General features: G+C 72.7%; 21 protein-coding genes. 11 read left to right on the top strand and 10 right to left on the bottom strand.

Annotated elements, in window-relative coordinates; all coding sequences use genetic code 11:
- Positions 1-162: 162 nt before the first annotated feature.
- The 9 genes from NQU54_RS19375 to NQU54_RS19335 all read left to right on the top strand — a co-directional run bounded on the left by NQU54_RS19375 (position 163) and on the right by NQU54_RS19335 (position 12,975).
- Positions 163-2,649, top strand: a complete 2,487-nt coding sequence (locus tag NQU54_RS19375; RefSeq protein ID WP_257632133.1) for an ATP-binding SpoIIE family protein phosphatase — start codon at positions 163-165, stop codon at positions 2,647-2,649.
- Positions 2,646-3,365: a class I SAM-dependent methyltransferase gene (locus NQU54_RS19370; protein WP_257632132.1), complete on the top strand. Its 720-nt coding sequence runs from the start codon at positions 2,646-2,648 to the stop codon at positions 3,363-3,365. The genes NQU54_RS19375 and NQU54_RS19370 overlap by 4 nt, the downstream gene beginning before the upstream one ends.
- A gap of 137 nt (positions 3,366-3,502) precedes the next feature.
- Positions 3,503-4,336, top strand: a complete 834-nt coding sequence (locus NQU54_RS19365) for a M55 family metallopeptidase (protein WP_167503833.1) — start codon at positions 3,503-3,505, stop codon at positions 4,334-4,336.
- A complete protein-coding gene (locus tag NQU54_RS19360; RefSeq protein ID WP_257632131.1) occupies positions 4,329-5,669 on the top strand; it encodes a M20/M25/M40 family metallo-hydrolase in 1,341 nt (446 codons plus the stop codon). Before NQU54_RS19365 ends, NQU54_RS19360 begins: the two co-directional genes overlap by 8 nt.
- A gap of 8 nt (positions 5,670-5,677) precedes the next feature.
- The gene (locus NQU54_RS19355; protein WP_257632130.1) at positions 5,678-7,789 is read left to right on the top strand and encodes a S9 family peptidase; all 2,112 of its coding nucleotides are present in this window, start codon (positions 5,678-5,680) and stop codon (positions 7,787-7,789) included.
- The gene (locus tag NQU54_RS19350) at positions 7,786-8,529 is read left to right on the top strand and encodes a 4'-phosphopantetheinyl transferase family protein (RefSeq protein WP_257632129.1); all 744 of its coding nucleotides are present in this window, start codon (positions 7,786-7,788) and stop codon (positions 8,527-8,529) included. The genes NQU54_RS19355 and NQU54_RS19350 overlap by 4 nt, the downstream gene beginning before the upstream one ends.
- Positions 8,522-9,076: a GNAT family N-acetyltransferase gene (locus NQU54_RS19345; protein ID WP_257632128.1), complete on the top strand. Its 555-nt coding sequence runs from the start codon at positions 8,522-8,524 to the stop codon at positions 9,074-9,076. The genes NQU54_RS19350 and NQU54_RS19345 overlap by 8 nt, the downstream gene beginning before the upstream one ends.
- Before the next feature lie 357 nt (positions 9,077-9,433).
- On the top strand, positions 9,434-11,668 hold the full coding sequence (locus NQU54_RS19340; protein WP_257632127.1) for a DUF5107 domain-containing protein: 2,235 nt from the start codon (positions 9,434-9,436) through the stop codon (positions 11,666-11,668).
- An 848-nt stretch (positions 11,669-12,516) separates the two neighbouring features.
- A complete protein-coding gene (locus NQU54_RS19335) occupies positions 12,517-12,975 on the top strand; it encodes a hypothetical protein (protein WP_257632126.1) in 459 nt (152 codons plus the stop codon).
- A 32-nt stretch (positions 12,976-13,007) separates the two neighbouring features.
- Here NQU54_RS19335 and NQU54_RS19330 read toward each other — a convergent pair whose 3' ends face one another.
- The 5 genes from NQU54_RS19330 to NQU54_RS19310 all read right to left on the bottom strand — a co-directional run bounded on the left by NQU54_RS19330 (position 13,008) and on the right by NQU54_RS19310 (position 15,884).
- Positions 13,008-13,361, bottom strand: coding sequence for a VOC family protein (locus tag NQU54_RS19330; protein WP_069867020.1), 354 nt, complete (start codon positions 13,359-13,361; stop codon positions 13,008-13,010).
- 23 nt (positions 13,362-13,384) lie between these two features.
- Positions 13,385-14,194, bottom strand: coding sequence for a class I SAM-dependent methyltransferase (locus tag NQU54_RS19325; RefSeq protein WP_069867019.1), 810 nt, complete (start codon positions 14,192-14,194; stop codon positions 13,385-13,387).
- 254 nt (positions 14,195-14,448) lie between these two features.
- Positions 14,449-14,832: a CBS domain-containing protein gene (locus NQU54_RS19320; protein WP_069867018.1), complete on the bottom strand. Its 384-nt coding sequence runs from the start codon at positions 14,830-14,832 to the stop codon at positions 14,449-14,451.
- A 168-nt stretch (positions 14,833-15,000) separates the two neighbouring features.
- A complete protein-coding gene (locus NQU54_RS19315; protein WP_069867017.1) occupies positions 15,001-15,384 on the bottom strand; it encodes a DUF2795 domain-containing protein in 384 nt (127 codons plus the stop codon).
- Between the two features lie 89 nt (positions 15,385-15,473).
- On the bottom strand, positions 15,474-15,884 hold the full coding sequence (locus NQU54_RS19310; RefSeq protein ID WP_306278858.1) for a hypothetical protein: 411 nt from the start codon (positions 15,882-15,884) through the stop codon (positions 15,474-15,476).
- A gap of 301 nt (positions 15,885-16,185) precedes the next feature.
- Between NQU54_RS19310 and NQU54_RS19305 the strand changes: the two genes are divergently transcribed.
- Together NQU54_RS19305 and NQU54_RS19300 are read left to right on the top strand one after the other, a co-directional pair.
- Positions 16,186-16,695, top strand: coding sequence for a phage holin family protein (locus tag NQU54_RS19305; RefSeq protein ID WP_257632125.1), 510 nt, complete (start codon positions 16,186-16,188; stop codon positions 16,693-16,695).
- Positions 16,696-16,701: 6 nt separating this feature from the next.
- The gene (locus NQU54_RS19300) at positions 16,702-17,277 is read left to right on the top strand and encodes a TIGR03086 family metal-binding protein (protein WP_257632124.1); all 576 of its coding nucleotides are present in this window, start codon (positions 16,702-16,704) and stop codon (positions 17,275-17,277) included.
- Between the two features lie 1,073 nt (positions 17,278-18,350).
- Here NQU54_RS19300 and NQU54_RS19295 read toward each other — a convergent pair.
- The 5 genes from NQU54_RS19295 to NQU54_RS19275 form a co-directional block, all read right to left on the bottom strand.
- Positions 18,351-20,450, bottom strand: coding sequence for a catalase (locus NQU54_RS19295; RefSeq protein ID WP_257632123.1), 2,100 nt, complete (start codon positions 20,448-20,450; stop codon positions 18,351-18,353).
- Positions 20,447-21,001, bottom strand: coding sequence for a type 1 glutamine amidotransferase domain-containing protein (locus tag NQU54_RS19290; protein WP_257632122.1), 555 nt, complete (start codon positions 20,999-21,001; stop codon positions 20,447-20,449). Before NQU54_RS19290 ends, NQU54_RS19295 begins: the two co-directional genes overlap by 4 nt.
- Positions 21,002-21,093: 92 nt before the next feature.
- On the bottom strand, positions 21,094-22,899 hold the full coding sequence (locus NQU54_RS19285; protein ID WP_257632121.1) for a thiamine pyrophosphate-requiring protein: 1,806 nt from the start codon (positions 22,897-22,899) through the stop codon (positions 21,094-21,096).
- 75 nt (positions 22,900-22,974) lie between these two features.
- On the bottom strand, positions 22,975-23,940 hold the full coding sequence (locus tag NQU54_RS19280; RefSeq protein ID WP_257632120.1) for a TIGR03557 family F420-dependent LLM class oxidoreductase: 966 nt from the start codon (positions 23,938-23,940) through the stop codon (positions 22,975-22,977).
- Between the two features lie 225 nt (positions 23,941-24,165).
- A complete protein-coding gene (locus NQU54_RS19275) occupies positions 24,166-25,356 on the bottom strand; it encodes a PAS domain-containing protein (RefSeq protein ID WP_257632119.1) in 1,191 nt (396 codons plus the stop codon).
- Positions 25,357-25,422 lie beyond the last annotated feature (66 nt).

Below are 25,422 nucleotides of genomic sequence, written 5' to 3'. Positions count from 1 at the left end.
CATCCCCGCCGGGAGGTGCGCGAAAGCGCCTCCCGGCGGGGGCTCCCTCGCACGTCCCCGCACATGACACCTATTCGGGTATTGGCTCCCACGGGCGCCCGCGACAGCCGTACCGTTGGTAGCTGCTGTCGCGGATCTTGCGTGCGAAGGAGTCTTCCGCCTATGGAGTACGGCACGTCGCGCCGCGACGACGGCCTGGGCGAGCCGCCGGCGGTGCCGGAGCAGCGCGGGGGTGTCCACGGGAGGATGCCGCTCGCGGTGGTCGTCATCGACGCCGAGGGGCGTGTCACGCACTGGAGTTCGGGGGCGCACAGGCTCTTCGGGCCCACTCGCGGCCAGGCCGTCGGCCGTCCCGCCGTCGATCTGATGCCGGTCTCGGGGGCGTTACGCGGCGCGGAGGTGCGCACCGACGCGGCGGGCAGGCCGGAGCTCGACGACTCGCTGCTCGGCACCGTGTACTACCCCACCGCGGGACGGGCCCGTATGGCGGACCCGGCGCATGGCCAGGTGGACGTGGTGTGGTGGGCGTATCCGCTGGTGGGCCCCGGGCCGGAGCGGCTGCTGGTGCTGTCGGTGGACGCCAAGGGGGTGGGCGGGGACGCGCTGGGGCGGGACGAGCGGATCGCGCCCGGGTTCGCGCTGCACACCGAGTTCCCCGGCGCCGAGCGGCTGGCCGGCCGACTGCCGGACATCCTGCCCAACATGGGCCCGGCCACGGCCGGCCGGATCGTCGCCCAGGTGCTTGACCTGGGCTATCCGGTGCTGGAGATCAGCCACCACGAGCGCGTCCCGGTCACGCCGGACTGGGGGATGCCCCGCTACCGCGAGCGCCGGGCGCGCCAGGACGCCGTACGGCGGAGCGCGGTCACGGCGGACGGCGCACACGGTGGGGCGCACGCCCCCGAGCGGTGGCCGGACCCCGGCGGTGTGGACCTGGAGTACGCGGCGGTCCGTCAGCGGCTGGAGTTTCTCGACGAGGTCAGCGGGCGCATCGGCACCTCCCTGGACCTCACCCGCACGATCCGCGAGGTGACCAGCGCCGCCGTGCCGCGCTTCGCGGACTTCGCCGGTACCCATCTGCGCGCCCAGGTCCTGGCGGGCGAGGGTTTCCCCGACGGCCCGCCCGACGTCACCACCGTCTGGCACCGCGTCTGGGTCGAGCACAACGACGAACCGGGCCGCTGGGACGACACCGTGCCGGTCGGGGAGAGCATGGCGTTTCCCGAGCACACCCCGTTCTTCCGGTGCATGGTCACGGGTGAGCCGGTCCTGATCCCGCACCTCAGCGATGAGATGGGCGACCGGATCGCCGGGCAGTTCGAGAAGCGCGACCTCAGGCCCCTGATCAACGGGCGGTCGATCCTGATCGTGCCGCTCAAGGCGCGCGATGTGGTCCTGGGCTTCATGGTGCTGCTGCGGCGCCCCGGGCGTGAGCCGTTCGACGAGATGGACCGCACGACCGGCGCCGAACTGGCCGCCCGCGCCGGGCTCGTCCTGGACAACGCGCGTATGTACACCTACCAGGAGAGCGTCGCCGAGACGCTCCAGGACAGCATGCTACCCCAGGTGACCCCGCGCATGGCGGGCTGCGACACCGCCACCCGCTATCTGCCCGGGACCCGGCTCGGCCGGGTCGGCGGCGACTGGTTCGACGCCATCAAGCTGCCCGGGTCGCGCACCGCGCTGGTGGTCGGCGACGTCATGGGGCACGGGCTCACCTCGGCGGCGATGATGGGCCAGCTGCGCACCGCGGTGCAGACCATGGCCGCGCTCGACCTGCCGCCCGCTCAACTGCTGCGCAACCTCGACGATCTGGCCCAGCGGCTCGGTGAGCACTATCTGGCCACCTGTCTGTACGCCGTCTACGACCCCGTCCGCTCCGAGCTGGTGCTCGCCAACGCGGGCCATATCCCGCCCGTGCTTGTACGGGCCCAGGACGGCCGCAGCGAACTGCTGGACCTGCCGACCGGCGCCCCGATCGGTGTCGGCGGGGTGCCCTTCGAGGCCGTGACGGTGCGGGTGGCGCCCGGCGACCGGCTGGTGCTGTGCACGGACGGCCTGGTCGAGGTGCGCGGCCAGGACATCGGCGCCGGGATCGCCGCGCTGTGCGAGTCCGCGGCGCATCCGGCGGCGTCCATGGACGACGCGTGCGACACCATCATCCGGGCGCTGGCCGCCGCCTCCCGGGACAAGGACGGCCGTGGCGGCCGTAAGGACGACGTGGCGCTGCTGATGGCCCGGCTGAACGGCATACCGGCCGGGGATGTCGCCCAGTGGCGGCTCGCGCTGGACCCCAGCGAGGTCGGGCGGGCGCGCCGGCTCGTCCGCGAGCGGCTGCTCAGCTGGGGGCTGCCGGAGTCCGTGGAGACCGCCCAGCTTCTGGTGAGCGAGGCGGTGACCAACGCGATACGGCACGCCCACACCCACCATGTGCGGCTGCGTCTGGTCCGCACCGACGCCCTGCTGTGCGAGGTCACCGACGACGACCACGAACTGCCGACGCTGCTAAGCGCGGACGGTGAGGACGAGAGCGGACGCGGACTGCGGGTGATCAGCGAACTGGCACGCGAGTGGGGTACGAGCCGCACGGGGCGCGGTAAAACGGTCTGGTTCGAGCAGGCGTTGGCACACCCAGGGGAGCGGCGATGAGCGTCTCGGAGCGCTACCAGCAGGCATGGGAGAGCTACTGGCGGGAGACTTCGGACGTCCCGGGGGAGGCCATCTGGGACGCGGACCCCTCGCTCAGCGCCGCCCCGCATCTGGACCTGCTGGCGCCGCACGCCGACCTGTCGCTGCCGATCGTCGACCTGGGCTGCGGCAACGGCACCCAGACCCGCTATCTGGCCTCCCGCTTCGGACGGGCGGTGGGCGTCGATCTGTCCCTTGGGGCGGTGGAGCACGCACGGCGCGCCGACCCGGCGGGCGCGGCGGAGTACCGGCAGCTGAACCTGACGGACGCGGCCGGGGTGGCGGAGCTGGCCCGGCAGCTCGGCGACACCAATGTGTACATGCGCGCCGTCATCCACCAGAGCGACGCCGCCGACCGGCGTCCGGTCGCGGAGGCGGTGGCCACGCTGCTGGGGCGGCGCGGGCGGGGGTTCGTCGCGGAGCTGACGGCGGAGTCCAAGGCCGTGCTGGCGGAGCTGGCGGCGGGCCCGGGAGGTCCGCCGGCGAAGCTGCGCCGGGTCTTCGACCACGGGCTGCGGCCGGCCGACGCGGCGGACAAGGAGGTTCCGGAGGTGCTGGCGGAGGCCGGTCTTGAGATCCTGGCCGAGGGCCCGACGGCGCTGGCCCAAACGGAGCAGTGGCCGGACGGTTCACGGGTCGAGCTGCCGGCCCGCTGGTTCGTGGTGTCGCGGGCGTAGGACCGCTGGTCCCGGGGCGGTTCGGGCGCGGTCGACACCCGCTGGGCGGGGCGGGCGCGGGCCCGGCGCGACGGTGGACTGGACCAGTTATCCACAGGGGTGGTTCGGGTCCGGCGCGGCGCGTAACGTGACGAGGCATGAAGATCCTCATCAGCGCCGACATGGAGGGCGCCACCGGCGTGACCTGGCCGGCCGATGTGCTGCCCGGCACCCCGCAGTGGGAGCGCTGCCGCCGTCTGTTCACCTCCGATGTGAGCGCGGCCGTCGCGGGGTTCCTCGATGGCGGTGCGGACGAGGTGCTCATCAACGAGGCGCATTGGAGCATGCGCAATCTGCTGCTGGAGGAGCTGGACGATCGCGCCCAGATGCTCACCGGCCGGCACAAGAGCCTGAGCATGGTCGAGGGCGTGCAGCACGGTGATGTGGACGGTATGGCGTTCGTCGGCTATCACACCGGCGCGGGCACCGAGGGCGTCCTCGCCCACACCTACCTCGCCAACTCCATCACGGGAGTGTGGGTGAACGGCGCGCGGGCGAGCGAAGGCCGGCTCAACACCCTGGTGGCCGCCGAGTACGGAGTGCCGGTGGTGCTGGTGACCGGCGACGACAAGACCTGCGAGGACGCCGGGGACTATGCACCCCAGGCCCGTTCGGTCGCGGTCAAGGACTATGTCTCGCGCTATGCGGCGGTGTGCCGCACCCCCGCCCGCACGGCCGCGGACATCCGGGCGGCCGCGCGGGAGGCGGCGGTGCTGGCGGTGCGCCATGAGCCCGCCCGCGGCGGGCCGTTCACCGTGGAGCTGGAATTCGACGCCGAGCATCTGGTGGGGGCGGCGAGCGTCGTGCCGGGCGTCGAGCGCAGCGGCGAGCGCCGCGTCGCGTACACCTCACCGACCATGTACGAGGGGATCCGCTGCTTCAAGGCCGTCACGACGGTCGTCTCGGCCGCGGTGGAGGAGCAATATGGCTGACACGGACCGCCCCGAGGCGATCGACGCCCAGGCGCTGGATGAGGTGGTGCGGTTCACCTCAGACCTGATCAGGATCGACACCACCAACCGCGGCGGCGGTGACGGCTCGGAGCGCGCGGCCGCCGAGTACGTGGCCGAGATGCTCGGCGATGTGGAGATCGAGCCCACCCTGCTGGAGCGGTCGCCGGGGCGCACCAATGTGGTGGCCCGCATCGAGGGCACCGATCCGTCCGCGCCCGCGCTGCTGGTCCACGGCCATCTGGACGTGGTGCCCGCCGAGCCCGCCGACTGGACCGTGCACCCCTTCTCCGGGGAGGTGCGCGACGGGGTCGTCTGGGGCCGGGGCGCCATCGACATGAAGAACATGGACGCGATGGTGCTCGCGGTCGTCCGGGCCTGGGCGCGGGCGGGCGTGCGGCCGCGCCGGGACATCGTGCTGGCCTTCACCGCCGATGAGGAGGACAGCGCCGCCTGGGGCTCGGGCTTCCTCGCCGAGAGCCACGCCGAGCTCTTCGAGGGCTGCACCGAGGGCATCAGCGAGTCGGGGGCCTTCACCTTCCACGCCGGGCCCGGTATGCGGATCTACCCCATCGCGGCGGGGGAGCGCGGCACGGCCTGGCTGAAGCTCACCGCACACGGCCGCGCCGGACACGGCTCCAAGGCCAACCGGGACAACGCGGTCAGCCGCCTGGCCGCCGCCGTCGCCCGGATCGGTGAGCACCGCTGGCCGGTCCGGCTGACGCCCACGGTGAAGGCCGCGCTCACCGAACTGGCCGAGCTCCAGGGCGTCACCGCCGATGTGGACGCCCCGGGCTTCGATGTCGACGCCCTGCTGGCCAAGCTGGGGCCCGCCGCCGCCCTGATCGAGCCCACGGTGCGCAACAGCGCCAACCCCACGGTGCTGGAGGCCGGTTACAAGGTCAATGTGATCCCGGGAAGCGCCACCGCCTATGTGGACGGGCGGCTGCTGCCCGGCGGCGAGGAGGAGTTCCACGACACCCTCGACCGGCTCACCGGACCGGATGTCGAGTGGGAGTTCCACCACCGGGAGCCCCCGCTGGAGGCGCCGATGGACACCCCCACGTACCGGGCGATGCGCGCCGCCGTCGAGCACTTCGACCCGGGCGCCCGCGCCGTGCCGTACTGCATGTCGGGCGGCACCGACGCCAAGCAGTTCTCCCGGCTGGGCATCGCCGGATACGGCTTCTCGCCGCTGCGGCTGCCCGAGGGCTTCGACTACCAGGCGCTCTACCACGCCGTGGACGAGCGGGTGCCGGTGGAAGCCCTGAACTTCGGCGTCCGGGTGCTCGACCACTTCCTACAGAGGGCGTGAGGATCACGGTGCAGCAGCAGACGGTCGTCACGGCCCCCTACGGAGCCTGGCCCTCCCCGGTCGACGCCGCGCTCGTCGCCTCGCACGACGGCCATCCGGAGTATGTGGGCACGGTCGGCGAGGAGGTGTGGTGGACCGCGCCGCGCCCAGGCGAGGGCGGCCGCCGCGCCCTGATCCGGCGGCGGACCGACGGCGCGGAGGTCCCGGTGCTGGCCCCGCCGTGGAATGTGCGCAGCAAGGTGATGGGGTACGGCGGAATGCCCTGGGCCGCGGTGGACCGCGTGCGCGGCGGCCCGCTGGTGGTGTTCGTCCACTTCGCCGACCAGCGGTTGTACATCCATGAGCCGGACGCCCCGGGCGGGGGCGCGCCGCGCCCGCTGACCCCGCTGTCGGCGGTGGGGGAGGGGCTGCGCTGGGCGGATCCGGTGCTTCACCCCGAGCGCGGCGAAGTGTGGTGTGTGCTGGAGGAGTTCACCGGCCTCGGGCCGACGGATGTGCGGCGGGTGATCGCCGCCGTGCCACTGGACGGTTCGGCCGCCGGGGACCGCGCGGCGGTGCGCGAGCTGACCGACGACCGGCATCGCTTCGTCACCGGGCCCCGGCTCTCGCCCGACGGCCGGCGGGCCGCCTGGATCGTCTGGGACCACCCCCGGATGCCCTGGGACGGCACGGAGGTGATGCTGGCCGATGTCGCGGAGGACGGCTCCTTCGGCGACGCCCGGGCGGTGCTGGGCGGGCCGGAGGAGTCGGTCGCCCAGATCGAGTGGGCCGAGGACGGTGCGCTGTTTGCGGCCACCGACCGCACCGGCTGGTGGAATCTGCACCGTCTGGAGCCGCACGTTCTGGAGCCCCACCGCCCAGAGCCGCACCGCCCCGAGCCCCCGGCGGAGGCGGCCGGTGGGCGGGAAGGGGCCCTGGGCGGACGGCCGGTGGAGCTGTGCCCCCGTGAGGAGGATTTCGCCGGGCCGCTGTGGAAGCTGGGCCACCGCTGGTTCGCCCCGCTGGCCGGCGGTCTGATCGCGGTGCTGCACGGCCGGGGCGCACCGGTTCTCGGCGTCCTCGACCCACGGACCGGCGAGCTCGCCGATGTGCCGGGCCCATGGACCGAATGGGAGCCGGCGCTGGCGGTGAACGGCACCCGCGTGGTCGGCGTCGCGGCGAGCCCGTACAGCGGCCATGAGGTGGTGGAGCTGGATGTATGCACCGGCCGCTCCCGGGTCATCGGCAGCGCCCACGCCGACGCCGTGGACCCCGCCTACTACCCCCGGCCGCTGGCCCGCACCTTCACCGGACCGGACGGCCGGGAGATCCACGCCCAGCTCTACCCACCGCACCACCCCGGCCACACCGCACCGGACGGTGAGCTTCCGCCGTATGTGATCTGGGCCCACGGCGGGCCCACCGGCCGCGCCCCGCTCGTGCTCGACCTGGAGATCGCCTATTTCACCTCACGCGGCATCGGCGTAGCCGAGGTCAACTACGGGGGCTCCACGGGCTACGGCCGCGCCTATCGCGAGCGGCTGCGCGAGCGGTGGGGCGTGGTCGACGTCGAGGACTGCGCCGCCGTCGCCGATGCGCTCGCCGACGAGGGCATCGCCGACCGCGCCCGGCTCGCGATCCGCGGCGGCAGCGCGGGCGGCTGGACGGCGGCGGCCTCCCTCACCGCCACCGATCTCTACGCCTGCGCCACCGTCAGCTACCCCATCCTCGACCTGGTCTCCTGGGCCGCCGGGGGCACCCATGACTTCGAATCGCGCTACACCGAATCGCTGGTCGGCCCGTTCGCGGAGGTGGCCGACCGCTACCGGGAGCGCTCCCCGCTCCACCGGGCCGACCGTGTCGGCTCGCCCTTTGTGCTGCTCCAGGGGCTGGACGACACCATCTGCCCGCCCGAGCAGTGCGAGCGGTTCCTGGAGGCGGTCTCCGGGCGCGGCGTCCCGCATGCGTACCTCACCTTCGAAGGCGAGGGCCATGGCTTCCGCCGCGCCGATACGATGATCCGCGCCCTGGAGGCCGAATTGTCGCTGTACATCCAGACCTTCGGGCTGATCAGATCCGATGTGCCTACCCTGGAGCTGCTGAAATCAGCGGTCCCGAACTCCACTGGAGGAGCGAGTTGACCACCTCACCGGCCCCGCGCATCGTCGGCCGCGAGCCGCTGCCCGCCGCCGTCGCCGATGGCTGGCCGCAGGGCGGCGAGCCCGAGACCTGGCTGCTCAGCGTCTCCCGGTACACCGCGGCCATGGACGCGGGCGCGCCCGGCACGATCCTGGACGCCGGGGAGCGGGAGCGGGCCGGGAAGTTCCTGCGGGCGGAGGACCGCGAGCGCTATACGGCGGCCCATCTGGGGCTGCGGGAGCTGCTCGGCGCCTATCTGGGCATCTCCCCGGCCGATGTGCCCTTCACCCGCGAGGCGTGCCCCGGCTGCGGCGGTCCGCACGGCCGCCCCGCCGTGTCCGGCACCCCCCTGCACTTCAATATGTCGCACGCCGGTGATCTGGTGCTCTTCGCCTTCGCGGGCACCCCGGTCGGCGTGGACGTGGAGAAGCTCCAGCCCGCGTCGGTGGTCGACCAGGTCGCCGAGAGCCTGCACCCGAAGGAGCGCGCCGAGCTGGACGCGCTGGCACCGGCCGGCCGGTCCGCCGCCTTCGCCCGCTGCTGGACCCGCAAGGAGGCGTATCTCAAGGGCCTGGGCACCGGACTCTCCCGGGACCCGGCGGTCAACTATGTGGGCACCGGGCTCTCCCCCGTGCCGGTCGGCCCGTGGGAGATGACCGACATCGCCGTGGACGGGGCCATACCGGGCGGTTCCGGCTATGCGGCGGCCATGGCGCTGCTGTCATCATTGCCGCATGCCTGACGTCCGGTATGTCACCCAGGGAACCCGGGCGGCCATCCGCCGCACCACCCGCGAGGATGGTGCGGAGTTCGTCAGGCTCGCCCGGGAGAGCGCGGCGTTCCACCGCCCCTGGCTCACCCTGCCCACCACTGAGCGGGCCTATCTGCACTACATCGGTCAGCTGGAGCGCGAGGACCGCGAGGGCTTTCTCGTCTGTGTCCGGGAGACGGGTGACATCGCCGGGTTCATCAACATCAACAACATTGTGCGCGGCGCCTTCCAGTGCGGCTCGATCGGCTACGGCGCCTTTCCGCCCGCCGCCGGACAGGGCTATATGTCCGAGGGGCTCGGGCTCATACTGCGCCATGCCTTCGGGCCGCTGGGGCTGCACCGCGTCGAGGTCAACATCCAGCCCGGCAACAAGGCGTCGATCGGGCTGGTGAAGCGCCATGGCTTCCGGCTGGAGGGGTTCTCCCCCGACTTCCTCTATATCGAGGGCGCCTGGCGTGACCATGAGCGCTGGGCCATGACCAGCGACATGCTGGACCAGCGGACCGGTGCCGACTGAACGGTGGTCATGGCCGGTGGTGGTTCTGACTGACGGCGGTCCTGACTGACGGCGGTCCTGGCCGACGATCGTGGCCGACGCCGATCGTGGCTGGCGCCGGTCCTGGCTTACGCCGATCGTGGCTGGCGCCGGTCCTGGCTGGCGCCGGTCCTGGCTTACGCCGGTCCAGCCGGTACAGGTCCTGGCCGGGCGCGGGTTCTGGCCGGGGGCGGGTCCTGGCCCGTTGCCGGTCCTGGCTGACGGCTCACCATGATCGGTCCGAAGCGGCTCTGTTCAGCGGGCCCATCGGCGTTGTTCCATGGTCACCGGACGGTCGCCGCACCGAGGTGACCCAAGGCAGTCGGAGCGAGGCAGCCCGTGGCCACGATCGTGCGACGTACCACCCTGACCCTTCCCACCGCCCCCGTAGGGCCCGACAACCCCCTGCCCGCGCTGCGCCCCCTCGACGAGGTGCACCACGTGGACGACCACGTCCGGGCCACCCTCCCCGCCGATATGGCCCGTCAGGTCGCCTATGAGCCACTGCGGTCGGTGCTGCCGGTGCGGCTGCGCGACGGCTACGGCCGTGACCGCGCCCCCGCCGAGCTCGACGCCATCGTCCTGGAGAACGACCATCTGCGGGCCGCCGTGCTGCCCGGGCTCGGCGGCCGGGTCCACTCACTGATCCACAAGACCCCCGGCACATCCGCCGACCGGGAGCTGCTCTACCGCAACCCGGTGCTCCAGCCCGCCGACTTCGCCCTCAACGGTGCCTGGTTCTCCGGCGGGATCGAGTGGAACATCGGCGCCACCGGCCACACCACCCTCTCCTGCTCACCCCTGCACGCCGCCCGCGTTCCCGCCCCCGACGCCGCCGACGGGGGCGCGATGGTGCGGCTGTGGGAGTGGGAGCGGCTGCGCGATCTGCCCTTCCAGGTGGATCTGTGGCTGCCCGCCCACTCCGCGTACCTCTACGTGGGCGTCCGGATCCGCAACCCCCACCACCTGCCCGCCCCCGTCTACTGGTGGTCCAACATCGCCGTCCCCGAGGACGAGCACACCCGCGTCCTCGCCCCCGCCGACGACGCCTGGCACTTCGGCTACGCCCGCACCCTGAGCAAGGTGCCGGTCCCCGAGTGGGACGGAGCCGACCGCACCTATCCGCTGCGCGGCGCCTACCCCGCCGACTACTTCTACGAGCTGCCCGAGGACGTCCGCCGCTGGATCGCCTCGCTCGACGCCGACGGCAGCGGCCTCGTCCAGACCTCCACCGATCTGCTGCGCGGCCGCAAGCTCTTCGTGTGGGGCGCGGGCCCCGGCGGACGGCGCTGGCAGCAGTGGCTCACCGAGCCCGGCACCGGCGGCTACGCCGAGATCCAGGCCGGGCTCGCCCGCACCCAGCTGGAGCACATCCCGCTGGAGGCGGACGAGGAGTTCGCCTGGCTGGAGGCGTACGGTCCGCTGACCGCAGACCCGGCCGCCGTCCACGGCACGGACTGGGCGGCCGCCCGCCACGAGGCCGAGACCCGGCTGGAGGCGGCGCTGCCGCGCGCCGCGGTCGACGCGGCCTACGCCGCGTGGCGTCCGCACGCCGACGCGGAACCGGCGGAGCGCCTCGCGACCGGCTCCGGGTGGGGCGCGCTGGAGGTCGAGCGCGGCGGGTTCCAGCTGCCGGGTACGCCCTTCGACCCGGGCACACTGGGGGAGGAGCAGGAGCCGTGGCGCCGGCTGCTGCGCTCCGGCGCCCTCCCCGACTGGGAGCCCGGCCCCTCCCAGGCCGACCCCGGCGCGTCCCTGGTCGCGCCCGCCTGGCGCGATCTCCTCGAAGCGGCTCCCTCGACCGCGGCCGCCGAGTACCACCTGGGCGTCGCCCAGTGGCACGCGGGCGACCGCGCCCAGGCCGAACGCAGTTGGGAGCGGTCGCTGCGCTGCGCGGAGACGCCCTGGGCGCTGCGCTGTCTGGCCGTCGCCGACACCGCCGCGGGCCATCCGGCACGTGCGGCGGAGCGGCTGCTGCGCGCCGTACGGCTGCTCCTCGCCTCGGCCGCCGCCGTCCCGCCGCCGGAGGAGGCGGCCCCGGTGCTCGAAGCGGCGGGTACGGGGCAGGAATCGGGAGCGGGAGCGGGGCAGGGACCGGAGCCGGTACCGGGAGCGGGGCAGGGGACGGCCGTCTCACTGGCCGCACCACCCGTCGCCGCCGAGCCGGTCGACCCGGAGGCGGTCGACCCGGAGGCGGCCGACCCGGAGGCGGCCGAGGCGGCGCTCGGCCGGGAGGCGGTCGTCGCGCTGCTCGCGGCCGACCGCGCCGACGACGCACGGGCGGTCCTCGACGCACTGCGGCCCGCCATCCGGGCACGCGGCCGCTTCCGGCTGCTGCGCGCCCAGGTGCTCCTGGCCCAGGGCGACGCCCCGGCCGCCCGCGCCGTCTTCGACGAGGGCTTCGAGGTCTGCGATCTGCGCGAGGGCGACGAGGCGTTGAGCGATACCTGGTACGCGATCGTGGAGCGCCTGGCGGCAGGGCCCGAAGAACCACTGACCGAGGAGGCGCGGGCGCAAGCCAGGACCGAGCACCCGCTCCCCGCCCCCTACGAATTCCGAATGCGCCCCGCGTAGCGGGCCTACGGCCCGCACAGGGCGGGTCAGGGGCGCTGCCCGACCAAGGGCTCCGCTGGAAGCGCGCTGAGCTGCCGTCGACCGGCCGCGACGCCGTCGTGGCCGATCGCCCGCGCGGCGGAGCCGCATATCGACACAGCCGCGGCGGAGCCACACATCGACACAGCCTCGCGCCCCTTTGGCGCGCCTTGCGAACCGCGGCCGACTTCCGCCGAGCCGCCGAGCGAGCGGCCCAACCGGCGCGCCTGGGAGGCGGGCGCTGTCCGGGGCGCGCCCACAGACGGTCTCGCCCGGAGGCGGCCTGCCCGGCCCCCGCACGATGCCCAGCTCCGGGTAGCGGGCGAGACTGGTGACATACCGGCCGAAGATGTTGCCGCTGCTCAGGATGCCGACGCGATGGGTCGTTCCGGCCATGGCCGTGATACCTCTCCCAGGAGTGGTGCACGGAATGCCCGGTGGCCCTCGCCACCGGGGTGGACGTCTTCGGCGACCAGGGGGATGGCCCGGTGTCGCGCCGTAAGTGGCCCGCGTCCTGCGAGTGGTGTGCGGCCGTGCGGGGCCTGCCCGGCTCGCCCGCGCGGGCGGGTTGTGCCTTGCACGTGGCGTGGCCTGGGGTCCGCATAACGGCCCGTCCGGCTTGCGCTCAAAACGGGCGGCCTCACCCGGGACGAGGGCTGGCCGGGGCGCGACCGCCAGCCGCCGACTTCCCGTATCGCGGTCTGTCCGGTTCGGGCGTCGCGCCGCGGGTTCACGTCCGCGTCCGCATAGGACTGCCCGTCCAGGGGCACCCGGGCGCGGATGTTGACGCGGATGTCGCTGTGGTGCGTGAGCGGGAAGGAGGCGCCGAGATGAGGAGAGTGCATGATCCCGGGGCGGATCCCGAGGACGAGGGGATGCCCGATCTCCAGGACGGCACGCCCGAGCAGCAGCGGGCTGGGGATCGTGAGCAGTTGCCCGTGGCCGGGGACGAGCCGACGATCGCCGTGTACCGGGACACCACGAGCGCGGAGACGCATGAGCGGGAGCCGCTCGAGGAGCGTTTGACCGACGAGGAGCCGGAGACGGGCGAGCCGGTCGGCACCGAGGCGGAACCGGCGGGGCTGCTCTACGACGAGCCGGACCCCGATCTCCCGCGCGAGCAGGACGTCTACTCCCAGGAGGGCTCGACCAGCGGGCTGTCCGCCGAGGAGGAGGCGGTCCGGATCAAGAGCGATGAGCTCCGCGATGTGGACGATCTCTACGATCTCTACGAGGACGAGGAGTTCGCCGACGAGGAGCCCACCGAGGATCCGGGACCGCCCTCCTGACGGGTCTGCCGGACGGAGCGTTCACGCGCGGGTCACGCCATCGGATTCCGGTCGACGTACTCGAAGATCGAGCCGTCGGGGTGGCGCGCCACCAACGTGCGGCCCACCGGCGCGGGCAGCGGACCGGCGACGATCTGCCCGCCGACCGCCGTGAGATCGGCGATCGCCTCGTCCACGTCCTTCACCGCGATCGTCGCCGTGATCTTGCGGAGAATCGACAGCTCCGACTCCGGTCCGCTCATCAGAAAGAAAGGGCCGACCGCCGCGACCGCGACCGGGCCGCGCTGGAAGCGCACCGCCTCGGCCCCCGTCAGCCGTTCGTAGGCGGCGATCGCCGAGTCCAGATCGTCGACGCACACACGCAGTGAAGTCCCCAGAATATCCATGCGGGCGAGCCTAGTTGAACTGCTCAGACGCGGCAGAGGATCTCACCGTGCAGGACGGCGAACCATCCATCCGTGGCCCCGCCCCACGTCCGCCACGCCGCCGCGATCGACCGCAGCTCCTCCTCGGTGGCATGGCCGCCGTCCACCGCGAGCCGGGCGTAGGAGGAGGCGACCGTGCGGTCCGCCCACAGGCCGCTCCACCACGTCCGCTCCTCCTCGGTGGCGTAGCACCACGCCGTGGCGGTCGAGGTGATGTCGGTGAACCCCGCCTCCAGGGCCCAGGAGCGCAGCCTGCGACCGGCGTCCGGCTCACCGCCGTTGGCCCGCGCGACCCGGCGGTAGAGGTCCAGCCAGCCGTCCAGCCCGGGGACGGACGGATACCAGGTCATGGCGGCGTAGTCGGAGTCGCGCACCGCCACGATCCCGCCGGGCGCGCACACCCGTCGCATCTCGCGCAGCGCGCCCACCGGGTCGCCGACGTGCTGGAGCACCTGATGGGCGTGGACCACGCAGAAGGAGTCGTCGGGGTGGTCCAGGGCGTGGACGTCGGCGACCGCGAACGACACATTCGCCAGCCCGCGCTCCTCGGCCACGGCGCGGGCCCGCTCCAGGACGGACTCCTCGGCGTCGACGCCCGTGACCTGCCCCTGGGGGACCAGCTCGGCCAGGTCCGCGGTGATCGTGCCGGGGCCGCAGCCGATGTCCAGGATCCGCATATGGGGCCGGAGATGGCCGGTCAGATACGCGGCGGAGTTGGCCGCCGTACGCCAGGTGTGCGAGCGCAGCACCGACTCATGGTGGCCGTGGGTGTAGACGGCGGTGTCCTTCGGCATGGCGGAACTCCCCCTTGGGGACCGGTGAGCGGGTGGTCGGGTGGCTCCACCGTAGAAGGCATCTCGTATCACGAGAAGATCTGTCTCGCTATTCGGGCATGGTCGGTGCGGGTCACAAGGCCATGGGGTCGCAGGGCCACGGGGTCGCAGGGCCACGGGGTCGCCGGGCCGCATGGCCGCTTTGCCTCATGCCGAAGGGGCGGTGCGGGAACTCGGTCCCCACCGCCCCTTCGGCGGAATGTGATGGCCGGTGTTCAGGGCGGCTCCAGCACATCGCCCAGGCTGATCACGCCCAGTGGACGCCCCGCCTCGACCACCGGAAGCCGTCCCACCGCATGCCGCCGCATCCGTGCGGCCGCCTCGGCCACCTCCTCGTCCGGGCCGATGGTCACCGGGTGCGGAGTGCATACCGCATGGCAGGTGACGGCGAGGGGGTCGACGCCCTCGGCGACGGCGCGCAGGGTGATGTCGCGGTCGGTGAGCACACCGAGCAGCTCCCCGTCGCCGGCGACCAGCACATCGCCGATGTCCTGTGCGCGCATCAGCTGAGCGGCCTCCACCAGTGAGGCGTCGGGGTGCACCCAGATCGCGGGTCGCGTCATGACCTCCCGCACATAGCGAGGTGGGTTCTGGGACATCTGTCCATCTCCCCTTCGTGGGTGATGTGCTGCCCGCAGTACCCGCGTGCGGCGGGGCTATGCGCGACGGATACGCACCGTCCCCGCGCACCGTCCCCGCGTGGCGGTCCCTACGTGTACGCGCCGTACGCCGTACGCGCCGTGCGCGCCGTTTCTACGTGCTCGGGCCTACGTGCTCGGGCGCAGCCCCAGCGCCGAGACCACCTCCTGCACCGTGTGGAACGTCCGGTCCGTGGGCAGCTCCTCGGCCAGAGCGATCAGACCGTCCGGTGCGTGCCGGTCCTCGAGGACGCTCAGCAGCCCCTCACGGTCGGCGGGGAACGACGTACGTCCCAGTCGGCGCGCGAACTCGAACCGCACCGCCTCGGCCTCACCGGTCGTCCCCCGCGCCGGGACCGGCCCCAGGGTCACCTCCGGGTCGTCGTCGGCGGCCGGCTCCGGGTCGTGCCACTCCTCGGCGCGGGTCGGGTGCCCGGAGCGGATCAGCCCCTGGAGCTCGTGCTTCATCTCATCGTCCTTGTGGACGCTCAGCCGATCGCTGCCTCGCTGCATGTCGGTCCCCTTCCTCAGCGGGTCCGTATGTCTCCCGGGTCGGTCGTTCCCGGGGGTGTGTCGGTCGCGGTGTATCGGGTCGCGGTGTGTCAGTTCATGCCGCTCGTGCCGCCCTCGTACGGCCAGCGCAGCAGCGCGCCGAGGCCGCCCACCGGGATGTCGCCGCCGTTCGTGCCCCCGTCGGCCGACGGCGACACCGTCAGCACCTCGGCGCCGGTGACCGCGGCCGAGCGGATCGGCGCGTCGTCGGCGCGGGCCGGGGACGGCCGGGAGTCGCCCGGATACTGGACATCGGTACGGCGCAAGGCCAGCTGGTCCGGTTCGGTGCCCACCCATACCTCGCGGTGGAGGTCGGGCCCGTCGGGGCGTATCAGCAACGAGCCTATGCGGTGTTCGCCCGCCGCGTCGACCAGCGCCGGAACCCCCTCGGCGGCTTCCACGCGCCCGCCCGAGGGCATCCGGCCCGCCCGGAACCGCTCCATCGCCGTCTCGCCTCGCATGTACTCCCTCCAGGTGTCGCGTCCCGGTTTCGGGTCCCCCACGCGTACCCGTCTCGGCGGCATCGACACGAGGTCGTCAGGACGACGTCGTCCAGGACGTTTGGGGCCCGGTTCGGGGTCGACGTTTGAGGGTCTCAGGGGATGGGGACTCGTCGTGCGGCCGAGCGGCCCGTAGGGAGTGAGGAGCGGCGTCGGACGTGGGAAATCAGGGGCCCCGTCCGACGCCGTGCCTTGCGGATGTGGCCGTGTACCCGTGCCGTGTGCGTGTTAACGCGGGCGAGGCACGGGTACCCGGCGGCACATGAGTGACAAATCGGCCTACCCGAAGGCGGGCCTGCCCACGGCCGGGGACCTGGCGGAGCCGGTCGCACGGGCCGTCCGCGAAGAAGTCCGCCGGGAGCTGCGTGAGCGGTCCGGGCGGCGCGCGTTCCGGCTCTACGGCGGCGCGGCGGCGGCCGCGCTCTACGCCGGGGGTGCGCTGACGGCGTGCCTGGTACTGCTCTTCGCCATCGCGCTTCCGGCGTGGTTGGCGGCGCTGATCGTTTTCGTGCTGTTGTTGGGCGTGGCCGCGTGGCTGAAGACCTCCGCGGCGCGGGGGGCGGGGCCCGGTGCGGCTGCTGGGCCGCCCGCGCCGTCGGCGCCTTCCGCCCCTTCCGGGCCCGCCGATTCTTCCGGGCCCTCCGCGCCTCCGACGCCTCCGGGGTCCGGGACGCCTCCGGGGGCTGGGGCGGCTCCGGAGGGTGGGGCGGCTCCCCAGCCCCCACAGTCCCCCTATCCTCATCAGCCTCCTCATCCTCCTCAGACGGGGTGATCGCCCATGGCGGAGAATCCGCTGCTGGTCAGGCATCGCGAGGCCCTGGACCTCTTCACCGAACGGGTGCACACGATCCGGCCCGATCAGTGGGACGACCCGACGCCCTGCACCGAGTGGACCGTGCGCGACCTGGTGAACCATCTCGCGGTCGAGCAGATGTGGGTGCCGCCGCTGGTCCGGGAGGGGGCGAGCGTCGCCGACCAGAGCGATGAGCTGGAGGGCGATCTGCTCGGTGAGGACCCCGTCGCCACGTGGGACGTGGTGGCGGCCGCGGCACGGGACGCCTTCCGCGAGCCGGGGGCGCTGGACCGGATGGTCGACCTCTCGTACGGGGAGAGCCCCGCCACGAACTACTGCGCCCAGATGACGGCTGACGCGGCCGTGCATGCGTGGGATCTGTCGCGGGCCATCGGGGCGGATGAGCGCATTCCGAAGCCGCTGGTGGACTTTTCGGTGCGGGAGGTCGCGCCGTATGCGGCGGATCTGGAGGAGACTGGGCTTTTCGCGGCGCCTGTTGAGCCGCCGCGGGGGGCGGATGCGCAGGCTCGGCTTTTGGCGTTGCTGGGGCGTGAGCCGTAGGGGCTTCCCCCACCCCGCCCCTCCCCGAAACCGGGAACTCCGCCCCCGGCCCCCCACCGGGACTCCGCCCCGAACCCCGCTCCTCAATCGCCGGAGAGGCTGAAATGCGGCCCAAGGCCGCGGCCGCATAACAGCGCCTCATCAATGCGGGGCGCACCTCGCTGCCGGGAGGGCCCCGGCAGCGGGGCAGGGCCCAACCCAGTCGCGCCCCACCCGTGAGCGCCCGCAGCCGGGAGGGATCCGCACATTGGACGTGCCCCGAAGACGAGTGCGACCCGCACCCGGACGCGCTCCGCAGTCGGCCGGAATCCGCAGTCGGGCCCGGCCCGTACACGACGTGACGCAGCCGGGTGCGCCCCGTCGTCGGGACCTGGCCACGGCCGTGACTCGGCCGGGAGCGATCCCCAGGCGGGCGAGTCCCGCAGTCCGGCGGGTCCCGCGGACGGACGTGACTCAGCTGGCAGCGCCCTGCATGCGGAGTGGAATCCGCAGACGGGCGGGGCCCGCCGCGCACGGGCGCGACCCGCACACGGACGCGCTCCGCAGTCGGGCGCGCCGCGTTCACGACGCGACGCAGCCGGGTGCGGCCCGTTGGTCGGGACCTGTACACGGACGTGACTCGGCCGGGAGCGATCCGTAGGCGGCCCCGCATCCGGGCGGACCAGCACTCGGGCGGGATCCGTAGACCGGCGCGCCCCCGGACAGGTGGGGGCCCGTCGCGCATCGGAGGCCCGTCGCGCATCGGCGGGGCCCGCGCATGGGGCGCGCCCCATGCGCGGACGCGAGTGAGCCGAACGGGCCAGCACACGGTCGCGCCCATCAGCTGGGCGCGACCCGCACCCGCCCGGGCGGCCCCCGGCAAACGGACGCGACCGGACGCGACCCGCACTCGTACCCGGGCCCGTCCGGTACGCCCGGGCGCGGGCCAGGGGCCCACCCATAAGGCGCCCTCGCGCAAGAGGGGCCCTCGACCAATAGGCGCCCTCGCGCAAGACGCCCCGGTAGGGGTGTGGGCCGGAGGCGTTCTCCGGCCCACAACCCTGCCGCTCACCCCCCACCGCGGCCCGCGGAATTCAGCAGCGGACCGGTGGGCGGTTCCAGTGGCGGTGGGCGGCTATGGCTTCTGTGAAGGCTCGGGTGAAGTCTTCGCTGGCGGCGCCCGTTGTGGTGTCGGTGACGACGCCGCGGTCGGTGCAGACGTGGCCGTGGCCCGAGGCGATGTGGAGGCCCTCGGGTTCGAGGGTGGAGAGGATGCCGACGCCGGAGCCGAGGGCGCCGATGGGTTTGCCGTGGCGGTAGGCGTCGCGGACGAAGCGCATGGCGGCGCTGTCGGAGCCCAGGGCGGGGGTGCCGGTGGGGCCGCCGGGGAGGAGGACGGCGTCGTAGAGGACGGAGGCGACGGTGGGGAGGGCGCGGTCGACCGCGTAGCCGTTGCCGTCGGCGCCGAGGACCTTGCCGTCGTGCGGGGCGATCGCCTCGACGACGGCGCCCTGGGCGGTGAGCGCCTCCTGGGCCTGGGCGAGCTGGCCGGTGTCGACTCCGTCGGTGACCAGCACCGCGATCTGGCGGGTGCGGATCGAGCCGTCGCCGTGCAGGTTGTCCAGGCTCAGCGCGGGTGAGGCCTGGGGTTTGTGGTTGTTGGCGCCGGGTTCCGGCATGGCCACGCCGATGCCCTGGGCGACCTGTGAGGCGAGGTCGTAGTCGACATGGGCCAGCTGTTCTACGGTGCGTTCCCGCACATGCACCGCGTCGACCTTGCCCAGCTCGAATTGGAAAGCCTCCACGATGTGGCGCTGCTCCCAGTCGGTCATGCTGTTCCAGAACAGCGCGGCCTGGCTGTAGAAGTCCTTGAAGGACTCGCTCCGTTTGCGGATCTTATGGCCCTCGACCCGCTCCGCGTAGTGGGAGAAGGCGTAGCCGTCCGCCCCGGCGAGGGCCGGGCAGCCTCCGCCGAGTGAGTTGGGGGAGTAGCTGGTGCCCTTGTGGATCATGGTCTGGTGGTAGCCGTCCCGGTGGTTGGTGCGGGCCGGGGCGACCGGCTGGTTGACCGGGATCTGTGAGAAGTTGGGCCCGCCCAGCCGGATCAGCTGGGTGTCCAGGTACGAGAAGTTCCGGGCCTGGAGCAGCGGGTCGTTGGTGAAGTCGATACCGGGGACGACGTTCCCGGTATGGAAGGCCACCTGCTCGGTCTCCGCGAAGAAGTTGTCCGGGTTGCGGTCCAGGACCATATGGCCGATCGGCCGCACCGGCACCTGCTCCTCCGGAATGATCTTCGTGGCGTCGAGCAGATCGAAGTCGAAGTTGAACTCGTCCTCCTCCGGGACCAGCTGCACCCCCAGCTCGTACTCGGGGTACTGCCCCGCCTCGATCGCCTGCCACAGATCGCGCCGGTTGAAGTCGGGGTCGCGGCCCGCGCACTCCTGCGCCTCGTCCCACACCAGCGAGTGGACGCCCAGCTTCGGCTTCCAGTGGAACTTCACAAAGGTGCCGTGCCCCTGCGCGTCCACGAAGCGGAAGGTGTGCACCCCGAAGCCCTGCATCATCCGGAAGCTGCGCGGAATCGCCCGGTCCGACATCAGCCACATCATCATGTGCATGGTCTCGGGCTGGAGCGAGACGAAGTCCCACAGCGTGTCATGGGCGGAGGCGCCGGTCGGGATCTCGTTCTGCGGCTCCGGTTTGAGCGCGTGCACGAAGTCGGGGAACTTGATCCCGTCCTGGATGAAGAAGACCGGCATGTTGTTGCCGACCAGGTCGTAGTTGCCCTCCGAGGTGTAGAACTTCGTGGCGAAGCCCCGTACGTCCCGCACCGTGTCCGCCGAGCCCCGGGGCCCCTGCACGGTGGAGAACCGTACGAAGACCGGGGTGCGCACGGACGGGTCCTGGAGGAAGGCGGCGCGGGTGAACTCCGCACAGGACTCGTACGGCTCGAAGTAGCCGTACGCGCCCGCGCCCCGTGCGTGCACCACCCGCTCCGGGATGCGCTCATGGTCGAAGTGGGTGACCTTTTCGCGGAAGTGGAAGTCCTCCATCAGGGTGGGGCCGCGTTCGCCCACGGTGAGGGAGTCATCGGTGTGGTCGACCGCCACGCCCTGGTCGGTGGTCAGCGGTCCTTCGGCGGGGTCGGCGGCACGGTACTTCTCGCGCTGCCGCTCCTTGCGGTCCTCCGTCATCGTGCCGCTCCCTTCGTCGTCTTCGCGAACTCCTCCAGGAACGCCTCGCGGAACGCCTTGAGATCATCGGGGTTACGGCTGGTGATCAGGGTGTTGGGCCCGGCCGTGCAGACCTTGACCTGCTCGTCCACCCAGGTCCCGCCGGCGTTGGTGATATCGGTCCGCAGGCTCGGCCACGAGGTCAGGGTGCGGCCGCGCACCACATCGGCCTCCACCAGCGTCCAGGGGGCGTGGCAGATCGCGGCCACTGGTTTGCCCGCGCCGAAGAAGCCCTTGGCGAAGGCGACGGCCTTGCGGTCCAGGCGCAGGAAGTCGGGGTTGGCGACCCCGCCGGGCAGCACCAGGGCGTCGTACTCCTCGACCGTCGCGTCCTTCACCGCCTGGTCGACCTCGAAGGTGTCGGCCTTGTCGAGGTGGTTGAACGCCTGGATACGGCCGGGTTTGGTGGACACCAGACGGGGAGTGCCCCCGGCGTCCCGGACCGCCTGCCAGGGGTCGGTCAGCTCGACCTGCTCCACGCCTTCGGGGGCGACGAGAAAGGCGACCTTCATTGCTGCTCACGTCCTTCCGGTCCGGGTATCGCATTCGTCCGGTGCGGCGGGTAGCCAGCGGGGACGGGGTCGAAACGGGAACATCGGGAACATCAGGAGTCGTCCGGAGCCTTCTTCCGGTGCGGCAGGAACTCCTGCACCTTCGCCTTCAGCCCCTGGCGGACCATGCCGGCCCGGTCCGTGTCGCCCTTGACGATCGACCCGACGGTGGCCTCCATCTGCTCCCAGGTGGCATGCGGCGGGATCGGCGGTACGGCCGGATCGGTGCGGAACTCCACCACCGCTGGGCCGTCCGCGCTCAGCGCCTCGCGCCACGCCCCCTCGACCTGCTCGGGCTTCTCCACCCGGATGCCGGTCATGCCCAGCGATTCGGCGAACCGCGCGTAGGAGACATCGGGAAGCTCCTGCGAGGGCAGGAACTGCGGTGCCCCGCCCATCGCCCGCATCTCCCAGGTGACCTGGTTGAGGTCCTGGTTGTTCCAGACGCCGACCACCAGCCGGGGGTCCTCCCACGAGGTGCGGTACTTGGCCACCGTGATCAGCTCCGCCAGGCCGTTCATCTGCATCGCGCCGTCCCCGACCAGCGCGACGGCCGGCCGGTCCGGACGGGCGAACTTGGCGCCGATCGCGTACGGCACACCGCAGCCCATCGTGGCCAGCGTGCCCGAAAGCGAGGCGCGCATCTCGCCGCGCATCCGCAGATGGCGGGCGTACCAGTTGGCGACGGAGCCGGAGTCGCAAGTGACGATGGCGTCGGTGGGCAGCAGCGGATCCAGGCAGTGGGCCACGTACTCGGGGTTGACCGGGTCGGCGGACACCTCGGCGCGCCGCGCCATCACCTCGCGCCAGCGCCGCACCCCCGCGATGATCCCCTCCTGCCAGTCGCGCGACTCCTCGCGCTCCAGCAGCGGCAGCAGCCGCAGCAGGGTCTCGCGCGCGTCGCCGACCAGGTTGACCTCGTACGGATAGCGCATCCCGATCATGTGCGGATCGAGATCGACCTGGACGCCGCGCGCCTTGCCGAACTCCGGCAGGAACTGGGCGTACGGAAAGCTGGAGCCGATCGTCAGCAGCGTGTCGCAGTCCCGCATCAGCTCGTACGAGGGCCGGGTGCCCAGCAGTCCGATGGAGCCGGTGACATAGGGCAGTTCATCGCTGAGCGCATCCAGGCCGAGCAGCGCCTTGGCGACCCCCGCGCCGAGGGTCTCGGCCACCCGCTGGACCTCGGCGCGCGCCCCGGCGGCGCCCTGGCCGACCATGATCGCCACCCGCTCGCCCGCGTTCAGCACCGCGGCGGCCCGCTCCACCGAGGTCCTGGAGGGCACCGCGGACCAGCCGCTGCGGTCCAGGCTGGAGGGCACCATCTTGAACTCATGGGTGGGCGCGGCGTAGTCGAGCTCCTGCACATCCGCCGGGATGATCACGGCGGTGGGGGCGCGGCGGGCGTAGGCGGTGCGGATCGCCCGGTCCAGGACGTTGGGCAGCTGCTCGGGGACGGTGACGGTCTCCAGGAAGTCGGAGGCCACGTCCTTGAACAGGCTGTGCAGATCCACCTCCTGCTGGTACGAGCCGCCCATCGCGCTGCGGTGGGTCTGGCCGACCAGCGCCACCACCGGCACATGGTCCAGCTTGGCGTCGTACAACCCGTTCAGCAGGTGGATCGCGCCGGGGCCCGAGGTGGCGGCGCACACACCGAGGCGGCCGCTGAACTTGGCGTAGCCGACGGCCTCGAAAGCGGCCATCTCCTCGTGCCGGGCCTGGATGAACCGGGGCTCGTTCCCGGCCCGCCCCCATGCGGCGAGCAGACCGTTGATGCCGTCCCCCGGGTAGCCGAACACATGCTCGACACCCCACTCGGACAGTCGGGCGAGGATGTAGTCGGCCACTTTCATGGTCATGGTGGGTCATCGCTCCTCTCGGGCGGTTCAGCCGTACTCATGGGCGGGAGGCCGTTCCCGGTGGGGAGGCCGTTCTCAGCCGGTCAGCCGCGGCAGCACCTTGGTGCGGTAGAAGTCGAAGAAGCCGCGCTGGTCGGGGCCGATCTGATTGATGTAGACGGTGTCGAAGTCGGCCTCGCCGTAGGCGCTCAGCGCGCCGACGTGCGCGTCCACGTCATCCCCGCAGACCACCTTCCCGGCCATCCGCTCGGGGGTGACCAGCTCGGCGGCCTGCTCGAACTGGCTCGGTGTGGTCAGCGTCGACAGCACCTCGGCGGGCAGCGCCTCGATCGGCCACAGCCGGTGGGCGGTGCGCAGCGCCTCGTCGGGGTCCGGGCCGTAGCACACCTTCAGCCCGCCGAGGGCCGCTTTGCTGCTGCCCCCGGCGCCGCTGCCGCGCCGGAACCGCGCCACCAGCTCCGCGTCCGGGACCATGGTGATGAAGCCGTCGCCGACCCGCCCGGCCAGCGCCACTGCGGCCGGTCCATAGGCCGAGATGTCGATGGGCACCGGCTCCTCGGGCAGCGTGTACAGCCGTGCGTTCTCCACCGTGTAGTGCTTGCCGTGATGGGTGACGCGATGCCCCTCGAACAGCTGGCGCATCACCAGCACGGCCTCCTCCAGCATCTCCAGCCGGATCGCCGCGGGCGGCCAGCGCTCGCCCAGCACATGCTCGTTCAGTGCCGCGCCGGTGCCCACGCCCAGCCGGAAGCGGCCCTCGAGCAGCACCGAGCTGGTCGCGGCGGCCTGGGCCACGATGGCCGGGTGCATACGGATGGTGGGGCAGGTCACCGCGGTCTGCACGGGCAGGCTGGTGGCCTGTGAGAGCGCCCCGATCACCGACCAGACGAAGGGGCACTGGCCCTGGGCCTCGTTCCAGGGGTGGTAGTGGTCCGAGATCCACAGATGGCTGAAACCGGCCTGCTCCGCCATCCGGGCCTGCTCGACAAGTTCCGCGGGCCCGTGTTCTTCGGCGGCCAGGAAATAGCCGTACTCGGTCATGGGGCCCTCCTCGAGCGCGGATACCGGCAGACGCCGGCAGATGCGACGGGTAACCGGCGCCCGGGGAAGGAAACCTCGTTTGATACCGCATGGCCGTATCAGACGCGCACGCGGCCCTGTGTACTTCGGCATCCGTATCTTCGGCATCCGTATGACGACGCCCTGGGCACCGCCCGCCCGGCCGGGCTGGTCGGCCCCGGTGCCGCCTGAGCCCATGTGCGCGGGTTACGCCCCGGGGGCCGGCGCGCGCGGGGCGGTGCGCGGCATGGCCAGGGCGATATGGCGGGCGATCCGGTCCGCCACGCCCGCCTCCGCCATCTCGAAGACACCGCGCCCGCCGGTGCGGAAGAACGTGAGCGCCCCGCGGACCGGGCCCGTGGCGGAGGCGCGCAGGGGTATGCACAGCAGCGAGGTGACCTCCTCCCGCACCAGCACGGGCGCGCCCGTGGCGTCCTGCCCGAAGGCGTCGGCGTCGTACGGGCTCATCCGCAGCGCGGAGACCCCGTCGCGCAGCGCGTCCACCACCAGGGGGCAGTCCGCCGGGTCCTGCTCGGCCAGGGACGCGGTACGGTCGCCCACCGCGTCCCGCGGGCCGAGCGCCACCACCCGGCGCGGGGCGCCCGGATCCGCCTCCGGTACCAGATCGGCGATCACCCAGTCGGCGAACCGGCCGTGCAGCACCTCCGCGGCCCCGGCCAGCACGGCCTCCGGACCGGCTCCGGTCAGCGCCGTCCTCAGCAGCGCCGCCGCCATGTCGTCCACCAGGTCCAGCAGCTCGGCATGGCGGGTCACCTCCGCCAGATCCGGCCGGGACTCCGGGCGCCGCGCCCCGGCCGCCCCCTCGCCCGACGGGTCGGCCATCCCGGGCTGGAACGCCGCCAGCACCGCCGGATGGGGCTCGCCCGGCGGCCGCAGCGCGGCCAGGGTCACCCGCGCCTCGCCGTCGGCCGTCGGCTGCGACAGCCACACCGTCAGGCTGCGGTCGCCCTCGCCGCGCGCGACCGCGGCGACCTGCGAGCGCAGCGCCGCCTGCGCGTCCTGCCGCAGCGAGGTGGTGAGCGGGCGCCCGGTGGCGTATCCGGCGCGGGTGTTGAACAGCTGGGTGGCGGCGAAGTTCATGCGCCGCACCACGGCGTCGCGGTCCAGCAGCACCGCCGCGACCGGCAGCCGCTGGAACAGCGCCCGCAGCAGCTGCTGCTCCTGCGGGTCGGCGCGGCCACCGCCGGGGCCACGGGTGGCGGCCGCCAGCTCCTCGTACCGCGGCCACAGCACGTCCACCGCGTGCTGGAGCTCGAAGAGGGCGGCGTCCAGCAGGGACGGCCGCTCCTGTGAGGGCAGCGCCCGAGCGGTCCGCAACTCCCCGACCCGCCTGCGGAAGTCCGTGAGCTCCGCACCAAACTCCTGTGCGCCTGGCATGGGCACACCGTAGCCTGACCGACCCCACCGGGCCGAATGGGCGTTGTTTTCCTCCCCAATGACGTG

Source organism: Streptomyces malaysiensis subsp. samsunensis (genome assembly GCF_024519315.1).
Classification (GTDB): Bacteria; Actinomycetota; Actinomycetes; order Streptomycetales; family Streptomycetaceae; genus Streptomyces; species Streptomyces malaysiensis.
This window is presented reverse-complemented; position numbering and strand designations above follow the sequence as displayed.